The organism is Dapis hubbardiae BLCC-M172, assembly GCF_050016015.1.
GTDB lineage: Bacteria > Cyanobacteriota > Cyanobacteriia > Cyanobacteriales > Microcoleaceae > Trichodesmium.
On sequence record NZ_JBNHEQ010000189.1, the window covers coordinates 1 to 9,065 of the forward strand.

The 9,065-nt window shown below is 37.7% G+C and carries 6 protein-coding genes; 2 read left to right on the forward strand and 4 right to left on the reverse strand.

Annotated elements, in window-relative coordinates; all coding sequences use genetic code 11:
• Nucleotides 1-34 precede the first annotated feature (34 nt).
• Nucleotides 35-592 carry a glutathionylspermidine synthase family protein gene (locus tag ACP6PK_RS17125; protein WP_426561121.1) on the reverse strand — a complete coding sequence of 186 codons (558 nt, stop codon included), beginning with the start codon at nt 590-592 and terminating at the stop codon, nt 35-37.
• A 194-nt stretch (nt 593-786) separates the two neighbouring features.
• Between ACP6PK_RS17125 and recR the strand changes: the two genes are divergently transcribed.
• Nucleotides 787-1,383, forward strand: a complete 597-nt coding sequence (recR, locus tag ACP6PK_RS17130) for a recombination mediator RecR (protein ID WP_094674033.1) — start codon at nt 787-789, stop codon at nt 1,381-1,383.
• Nucleotides 1,384-2,433: 1,050 nt separating this feature from the next.
• Here the strand turns inward: recR and ACP6PK_RS17135 are convergent.
• Nucleotides 2,434-4,041 carry an acyl--CoA ligase family protein gene (locus ACP6PK_RS17135; protein ID WP_426561123.1) on the reverse strand — a complete coding sequence of 536 codons (1,608 nt, stop codon included), beginning with the start codon at nt 4,039-4,041 and terminating at the stop codon, nt 2,434-2,436.
• Between the two features lie 144 nt (nt 4,042-4,185).
• Between ACP6PK_RS17135 and ACP6PK_RS17140 the strand changes: the two genes are divergently transcribed.
• The gene (locus tag ACP6PK_RS17140) at nt 4,186-4,461 is read left to right on the forward strand and encodes a four helix bundle protein (protein WP_426561125.1); all 276 of its coding nucleotides are present in this window, start codon (nt 4,186-4,188) and stop codon (nt 4,459-4,461) included.
• Between the two features lie 651 nt (nt 4,462-5,112).
• On the opposite strand, the gene ACP6PK_RS17145 is transcribed toward ACP6PK_RS17140, so the two are convergent.
• The gene (locus ACP6PK_RS17145) at nt 5,113-7,347 is read right to left on the reverse strand and encodes a WD40 repeat domain-containing protein (protein ID WP_426561127.1); all 2,235 of its coding nucleotides are present in this window, start codon (nt 7,345-7,347) and stop codon (nt 5,113-5,115) included.
• Between the two features lie 802 nt (nt 7,348-8,149).
• Nucleotides 8,150-8,890, reverse strand: coding sequence for a HEAT repeat domain-containing protein (locus ACP6PK_RS17150; protein ID WP_426561129.1), 741 nt, complete (start codon nt 8,888-8,890; stop codon nt 8,150-8,152).
• Nucleotides 8,891-9,065: the final 175 nt, after the last annotated feature.

Consider the following 9,065-nt stretch of genomic DNA (forward strand, 5'->3'; position numbering starts at 1 on the left):
CTACGACTCCTGACTCCTCCCTCCTTATTTATAACTATTCAAGCGGACATGATATAAAATATAAAGTCTCTCCTCCTAAACCATTCATTTCCTCAAAAGCTGCCAATAACTTTTCAAGCACAGAATTAAATTGATCCGCTTCCGGAAACATTTCCTCCAACCAAGTCCACTGCACCACACTGGTTTCCAAAAGAGCAGTCGGTGTATCAGCATTGTATTCCAATAACTTCGGTGGGTTGACACCATCATAAGCTAAATCAAAACGACCATAAAGACTAGGTTCATCTCGTTCCCAAGACTGGCGACATAATTCCGCCAACTCTGGCGGAATGCACAATTGAGAAAAATGGTCTTCTGCGATAATTCGCTCTGCTGCTTCAATATACAATTCTTGTAAACTGTTGGTTGCTGCTTCCAATTCATTTATTTCTGAAGCGCTGAAATGATAGCAAGCTGACTCATACCAATATGGTTCGCCGTACATATTATAAAAGTGAAAGCCAACTGCTTCACATTTCTGCTGCCAGTTGGCACAGGGAAACAAGTTAGTGGTGTTACCACCTTTTTGCAATTGTAGGGGCGGGTTCCGCATTAAGTTAATGGTGTTACAGATTATTCAGATGAAACCGCCCGCACCCTAATAATCTAATGTCCTCAATTTCGATTGCGTTGATTTATGCTCACCCACTTAATTTCTTTTGGGCCTTAATTTTAGTTAAATGGTATAAAATATCTAAAATTTCGCTACAATCATATAGCAGCTCTCAACTTTGGAGGAAATCCAAAATTTATACTCGACCTTTAGCACGATTAATTGAACAACTACAACGTTTGCCTGGAGTTGGTCCTAAAACAGCACAACGTCTGGCACTACATATTATTAAGCGCCCGGAAGAGGAAATTCAAGCTTTAGCTCAAGCTTTGGTTGATGCCAGGAAAAAAGTGGGTTTATGTCAGAAATGTTTCCATTTATCTGCTGAACCTATTTGTGAAATTTGTCGTAACCCTCAACGAGATAAAGAGGTTATTTGTGTGGTCTCTGACTCCCGCGATCTAATTGCTTTGGAAAAAACACGGGAATATAAAGGTGAATATCACGTTCTGGGAGGAGTCATTTCGCCGATGGATGGTATTGGTCCCGAACAGTTGACTATTCAACCATTGGTACGGCGAGTGAGTCAGGGAAATATTCAGGAAGTGATTATTGCTATTAGTCCGAGTGTGGAAGGAGAGACTACTACTTTATATGTCGGTCAATTGTTGAGACCTTTTACAAAAGTGACGCGCATTGCTTTTGGTTTGCCCATGGGAGGAGATTTAGAATATGCTGATGAGGTGACTTTGGCGAGAGCGTTAGAGGGGCGGCGGGAATTAGACAGTTAAAAGTCAAAAGTCAAAAGTAATCAGAGTTAAAGCTAGTAGTGGACTGACACACCTTAAATGGTGCAACGCGGAAAATGGGTGATGGGGTGATGGGGTGATGGGGTGATGGGGTGATGGGGTGATAGGGTGATGGGGTGAGGCGCGAAAAAATCTAATGCACAGTTTTGGCTGTGTCAGTCTAGTAGGGTTGGTTATGCTGGCGCTAACCCACCGCGCTCATCATTACCGAAACATTATCAGATTTGGGGGTGCGTTAACGAAGTGTAATATCATGTTCGGATGTAATGGTATAAATAAAATATTTGGCGATCGAGAGGATATATTTTAATTTCTCCCCTACTCCCCTACTCCCTTACTCCCTTACTCCCTTACTCTCTTAATTATAAGTATTTAACCGGACATGGTATAACGCACCCTACTGGACTGCTTCATCTTAAATATTGCATTAGAAAATGGGGTGATGGGGAGATCGCAAAAAAAGCTAATGCACACTCATTAGCTGAAACAGTCCACTACTAATACCATTTCTCAAAAACTTTTCTATATTTAGTTGAGCAGGGGAGTAGGGGAGTGTAGGGACGTTTTGCTAACGCAAAGCTCCGCTAACGCTGCGCGACATGTTTGCGCAGCATTCCGGAACGGAAAACGCATTTTTGTTATGCAACGTCCCTACCTGAGAAGTAAACATAAGAATAATTAACGTTAAATTAGCTTAAATTAGCAAAAAGGTGATTTAGCCTGTATGAATTACTTAATAGCTGAAGTTTTGCCTAAGTATAGCATTAATGTATGGGAATTGGTATAAGACTACAAAATTAAGCTAGACGCGCTGCTGCATTTATTTACAAGAAGTAAGTAAGTTGCTAGATTCTTATGCTGCCGCAATTGAACAACGCAGACAATCTCCTGAGTTCTAACTTCTATTCTCTTCCCTTCTGACTCCTGACTCCTTCTTCTATCCTGCAATTGAACAACGCAGACAATCTCCTGACTCCTACCCTCACCCATAAGACTTATTCAGCAAACCCTAATTAGCAACTACCTAAAGTGTCAGTGAATTCTTTTTTCATAACCAACCCATTCTTTCTCCCGCAATAAATATTTCTGCACTTTACCCGTAGCAGTCTTTGGCAACTCTATAAACTCAACCGCTTTCGGAACCTTAAACTGTGCCAAATTCTGCCGACAAAAATCAATAATTTCTGCTCCTGTCACAGTTTCATCAGGTTTCAAAGTCACAAAAGCTTTCGGCACCTCCCCTCGTTTCTCATCCGGGATAGCAATAACCGCCACTTCCAAAACTGCTTGATGTTTGTAAATTGCTCTCTCCACCTCAATAGTCGAAATATTCGTACCACTACTAATAATAATATCCTTGGCGCGATCGCGTAATTCCATATAACCATCAGGATACATCACTGCCAAATCTCCACTATGAAACCAACCACCGCGAAACGCCCACTCAGTCGCCTCCGGGTCATTAAAATATCCCTGCATGACATTATTACCACGCATGACAACTTCTCCCATTGTTTCTCCATCAGCAGGTATATCTTGCATATCTTTGTCTACTACCCGCAGTTGAGCAGCATGAATATAAGGCACTCCCTGTCTAGCTTTCAACTTTGCCCTTTCCGCCATTGGTAAATTATCCCAAGGTGCTTGCCATTCACAGACGCTATGAGGTCCGTAGGTTTCCGTTAAACCATAAACATGAGTAATATCTACTCCCAATTCTTCCATTGTCTGAATAATAGTAGGAGAAGGTGGCGCCCCTGCTGTGGCAACTCGCAGGGGGTGAGAAAGCTGTAATTTTTTAATGGCGCGGTCATTGGCGAGAGCAATTAATATTGTGGGGGAACCGCAGAAGTGAGTCACTCCCTCATCCATAATTAAGGAGACTACGGTATTGGGGAAAAATTTCCGCATACAGATATGAGTACCACCCACACCAATAACTCCCCAGGTAAAACACCAACCGTTACAGTGAAACATGGGTAAGGTCCACAAATAGACACTGTTATTATTCATGCCTAATTCCAATACTTCGCCCAAAGCATTGAGATAAGCTCCACGATGGGTATATACTACTCCCTTTGGTTGACCACTGGTGCCACTGGTGTAGTTGATAGAAATTGGTTCGTTTTCGTCTGCGAGGGGAGAAGGTAGAGGGTCTGATGTACCTGTAGTTAAAAAGGTTTCATAATCTGTTCCTGGTAATTTTTCTCCTGTTATTTCTATTTCAGTATCTACTATATTGATAATTTTTTCTACACTTTCCAACTCATCCCGCACTGATGCTACCAGGTGAGATAATTCTGTATCGACAAATAATAGACGCGCTCCACAGTTATTCAGGATGTAACAAATATCCTTAGCAGCTAACCGAATATTGATAGCGACTAAAACTCCTCCTGCTAGGGGAACGCCAAAATGTGCTTCTAACATTGGTGGAATATTCGGGCAAAGGAAGGCTACGCGATCGCCTTTTTGTAACCCCCAATTTTTTAAGGCGTTTGCTAGTTTATTAACTCTAGTGGCAAATTGCGCATAAGTCCATCTAGAGGAACGGTAAACTATAGCATCTTTGTCACGAAATGCTGCGACACTACGTTCTAGAAAACTTTGGGGAGTCAGAAATTGAGAGGAAACTTTCATTATCAGAATTTTTGGTGAATTTAGAATTCAGAATTTAGAATTTAGAATTATTGGGAATTTAGAATTTAGAATTTAGAATTATTGGGAATTTAGAATTCAGAATAATTACTCAGAATTTAGAATTTAGAATAAATAGAACCTAATATGGCTATGGCAAAAAAAGATATACAAGATAGGACTTTAAATTTTAGCATAAGAATAGTAAAGCTTTGCAAGTTTTTGAGAGAAAATGGTGGGACAGGATATGATTTGAGTAAACAATTAATACGCTCTGGGACGAGCATAGGCGCGAATATTGAGGAAGCACAAAACGCAGAAAGTAAAGCCGATTTTATCCATAAAATGAATATTTCTCTCAAGGAAGCTAGAGAGACTAATTACTGGTTAAAAATATTAATTCCAACAGAAAAAGAACTATAACAAAGATTACTTCCTTTATTAAATGAATCTAATGAATTAATTTCTATTCTTCATGCAATTATTAAAAATACTAAATCTCAAAATTAAAAGAATGGAGAATGCAGAATTGAGAATTTAGAATTACGTTTTGCAACGGGGATTTTATATAGAATCAGGTTATACAATATATGTTTATAATTCTATCTATACTTCAATATTTAATCTCCCTATCTCCTCCAACTATACAATAAGTATTCAACCGGATTTGATATTACCCCAACGCAAAACGTGCTGCATTCTAAAAAAAGACTAAACCTCAAAATTAATTCTAAATTCTGAAAAATTCTAAGAGAATGTTTGTAAAGTAAAGATCAAGACGGCTAGAGTGCTTAATGTTTGGTGGGTTACGGCGGAAAGTTAAATTTTGCTTCCGGTTCATAATTATTGCCGCCTAACCCACCCTACTGGACTGTTTCATCTAAAATATTGCATTAGGAAGTAGGGTAGGGACGTTGCATGGAACGTCCGTACGGGAGTAGGGGAGAAAGATTGTTGTTGGGTTTCGTCCCTCAACCCAACCTACATCTATTGCTAAATTCTAAATTCTAAATTCCCAATAATTCTAAATTCTGAAAAATTCTAAATTCTAAATTCTAAATTCTAAATTCTAAACTAACCTGCCATCTGTAAAAAGTGCATAACTCCCTCACTATCACCAGCCACCACTGTTTTCCTATCTTCGCCAACAGTACAACAGTAAAAACTATTCTCTCCAGAAAAACTCATCAACTCTTTTCCTGTCTCAATATCCCATACCTTTACCTTCTGATCTGCTGCTGCTGATACTATCCGTTTACCATCTGGAGTAACTGCTACTGACCTAATAGTATTAGTATGACCTGATAATTTTCGTAATTCTTTCCCACTAGCTAAATCCCAGATTCTGATTGTATCGTCCCAAGAAGCAGATATAACCTTTTTGCTATCGGGAGTAACTGCCACTGACCAAATACCATCAGTATGTCCCCTTAAAGTTCTTATTTCAGTTCCACTAGCTAAATCCCAGACTTTCAAAGTTTCATCCCAGGAAGCAGATATAACCTTTTTGCCATCGGGAGTAACTGCCACTGACCAAATGCCATCAGTATGTCCCCTTAAAGTTCTTATTTCAGTTCCCGTCATTAAATTCCAAATTTTCAGAGTATGATCGCTAGAACCTGAAATTACACATCTACCTCCGGGAGTAATAGCAACTGCATTTACCCAGAAATCGTGACCTGCTAAACTCAATAGTTCCTCACCTGTTTCTAAATCCCAAACTTTGAGGGTATGATCTTCAGAAGCAGATACCGCTCGTCTGCCATCAGGAGCGATCGCCACTGCTGATACTCCTTCAGTATGTCCTACCAATTTTGTAACTTCCTTACCTGTTATGGAGTTCCATATTTTTATGGTATTATCCTCTGAAGCTGATAATACATGACTGGTATTAGGCAACGTGGCAACAGACCTAACTCCCAAATCATGGCGAGAGATTTTTTCTACTACTGTACAAGCTACTAAATCCCAAATTTTAATCGTGTTATCATAGGAACCGGAGATTATTTGTTTACCGTCTGGGATAATTGCAACTGCTTTCACCCATTCTGTATGTCCTGTAATTGTAAGAATTTCCGAGGCTTTTTCTAAATCCCAAACTTTCAGGGTTTTATCCCACGAACCTGATACTATATATTTGCTATCGGGACTCACTGCGACTGCCCTAACCCATTCTGTATGGCCTTCTAAGGTATGTACTTCTTTACCTGTAGCTAAATCCCAAATTTTAATTGTGTTATCGTCTGAACCCGATACTATATATTTGCCATCAGGAGTAACTGCTATTGCTGTAACTGAAGCGTTATGACCAGTTAGGGTAAGAATTTCCTGGTATGTAGTTAAATCCCAAACTTTCAGTGTCTTATCTGTTGAACTTGATATTGCCTGTTTACCATCAGGTGTAATTGCTATTGCTGTAACGGAAGCAGTATGACCAGTTAAAACATTAATTTCCTCATAGGTTATTATATCCCAGACTTTTAATATTTTATTTTTTGAAGCTGATATTGCCTGTTTGCCATCAGGAGTAACTGCTACTCCATTGATAACATCATTATTTCTCAGAGTACAAATTTCCCTATTTTCAGTTAAATCCCATATTTTCAAAGTTTTATCCCATGCGCCTGATATTGCCTTTTTGCCATCAGGAGTAATTGCTACTCCATATACCCAGGAGTTATGTCCAGTTAATGTGCTAAGTTCACTACCGCTTTCTAAATCCCATATTTTTAATGTTGCATCCCAAGAAGCTGATACTACCTGTTTACCATTAGGTGTAACTGCCACTGCATTAATTGAGTCATTATGCCCACTAATAGTTGTTATCAAAGCTGCATTTGGCGGAGTTAAACTTGGATGAATAGGGGACAACCAGGGAGTATTTTGGACTGCTTGAATTTGCTCTAGTAATTGTTGAATATAGGGTAGGTTTTTATATTCTAGAAGTCTCCCAAATAGTTGTACTGATAGTTGATTTTTATCTTCTTGTAGAATAGATTTTGATAATTCTAGACTTTCTTTAATTAGTTGTAGAGATTTAGTTATTTCTGGAGGTAAATTACCAGATTCTAATTGTTTTGATTCATTGATTAAACTATAGTCTTTTATTAAACTTTCTATTCCAAATTTTTCATGCTTAATTTTAGCTGATAAAAATTCTATATTTGTGAGGATTTGAGCATAATTTTCTATTTCACCAGAACTAGCATATTTTTGGGGTAAATTTTCTAGATGAGTTGTTTTATATTTATTTACTTGATTAATTTTTAGGAAAAAATTAGGGAGGCAATTTTGTTTGAAAGTAGACATATATAACCTCATTTCATTATGATTTTCGATCAAAGGTTGATGTTTAGATACTCTCATAGTTCTCCGCTGATTTTATAGTGTTAATATTTTGGATAAGGTTTTAGAAATAATTAAAGTTATTGAATAAATTATTATTCCCAGAGGAAGTAATTAGTTTTATCTTTTATCATTAAAAATATGATACTTTCAATACTAATATTAAATCCGGATCATTATTTATTTTATGATTTAGTAGCCAGTTTTCAGGAGATAAGGATCATACTTTCTATAAAGGTACAACTCGATTAAATATAAAAACCAGGCATCTCAAATATTCTTTACAATTCTACAAATTCAGTAATGTTTAACCAGGAAAAATCAGTAAATATTTCTATAAAATTTTCTTATATCTTCAATTGTAGATATTGTAAAAAGTATAAAAAATAACGCTATACATCAATAAATAATAGGGAAAATGGGTTGGGGAGGATTGACCTTATCTAAAATTATCTTTTTACTCCAAGGGAAATCTCCTGTAAACTATTTTTATCGCCCCAATTATTAGTAACATTCTTTTTTCAAATTGGTATTATATGTAGCGTTGATTAATTAATTTAGTATTAGACACCCTCAATAACTATAGCACGTCTAATTTTCTAGTGGTGTGTAAAAGAGGTGTTTTACTGCATTATTTGCTTCCTGATTTAATAATAACTACTTTTATTTACAATTCAATTTAGGGAAATATTTAGCCACAATCATTCTCTATAGAATTGGGAAATTAAGTTTCAAACTATACTATGTCAAACCTATATATTTTGGTTTATAACCCTTCTATTTCTAAATCTTCAATAACTTGCAAACCTCTAGGATCTCCCACTCGTAACAAAGATGATTTTGCATCTTCCCGCACACCCATATCTTCATCTTCTTCTAATGCCTCAATCAAAGCATCAATTGCACCAGCATAAACAATATTAGAAGGTAGTTCTCGACATAACTGACCAATGGCCCATGCACAGTTACTTCGTATTGCAGTCATTGAGTCTCGTCTCAACCCTTCAATTAATGGTGGTATCCCTCCTACTACCACCTCATAACTTACTTGGGCTATTTGGCCTAAAGAACTAGCGGCCCATAAGCGTACCGCAGGAATATCTGTTCTGAGGGCATCCACTAAAGGTTCTAGACAACGGCGATCGCGACAATTCCCCAAGGCCCAAACAACACCTTTACGAACATAGCCATTAAAGTCTAAATTTAATTGTTTGATTAGGGGTTCCACAGCATCTGGACTAGGATTACGGCCCAAAGCATAAGCAGCACTTACTCGGATTAATGGACAATCATCGTGTAAAAGTTCAATTAATGGGGAAATTGCCCGCTCGTCCTGAAGTTCACAGAAAGCTCGCGCAGCCATCATCCGTTGGGAAGGTTCCGAGGATGTCAGTAATGGTAGCATTTCCTCTGGATTTGGCTTTGGAGGTTCTTCTTCTCCTATATAATCCAGAGGACTTTCCCCCGTCGGCTGAATATTTAGTATGTTAAGGTCTTCATTCTGCATAATCGTAATTTTACTGCACTAATGTACATCTTTAGCGTCAGTCAAAAGTCAGAAGTTATTATTAGCCAGAAGTCAAGATTCAGAAGTCAAAAGTTAAAAATCAGGATAGTTGGGCTAAATTTACCGAATAATTAATTATTAATTATTAATTAAATAATTGTGGTTTAAAGCCTCC

Excerpts from the sequence above, each read along its gene's own strand:
- ACP6PK_RS17145 (WP_426561127.1), bottom strand. The coding sequence starts at position 7,347 with ATGTCTACTTTCAAACAAAATTGCCTCCCTAATTTTTTCCTAAAAATT.
- ACP6PK_RS17150 (WP_426561129.1), bottom strand. The coding sequence starts at position 8,890 with ATGCAGAATGAAGACCTTAACATACTAAATATTCAGCCGACGGGGGAA.
- ACP6PK_RS17125 (WP_426561121.1), bottom strand. The coding sequence starts at position 592 with ATGCGGAACCCGCCCCTACAATTGCAAAAAGGTGGTAACACCACTAAC.
- ACP6PK_RS17140 (WP_426561125.1), top strand. The coding sequence starts at position 4,186 with ATGGCTATGGCAAAAAAAGATATACAAGATAGGACTTTAAATTTTAGC.
- ACP6PK_RS17135 (WP_426561123.1), bottom strand. The coding sequence starts at position 4,041 with ATGAAAGTTTCCTCTCAATTTCTGACTCCCCAAAGTTTTCTAGAACGT.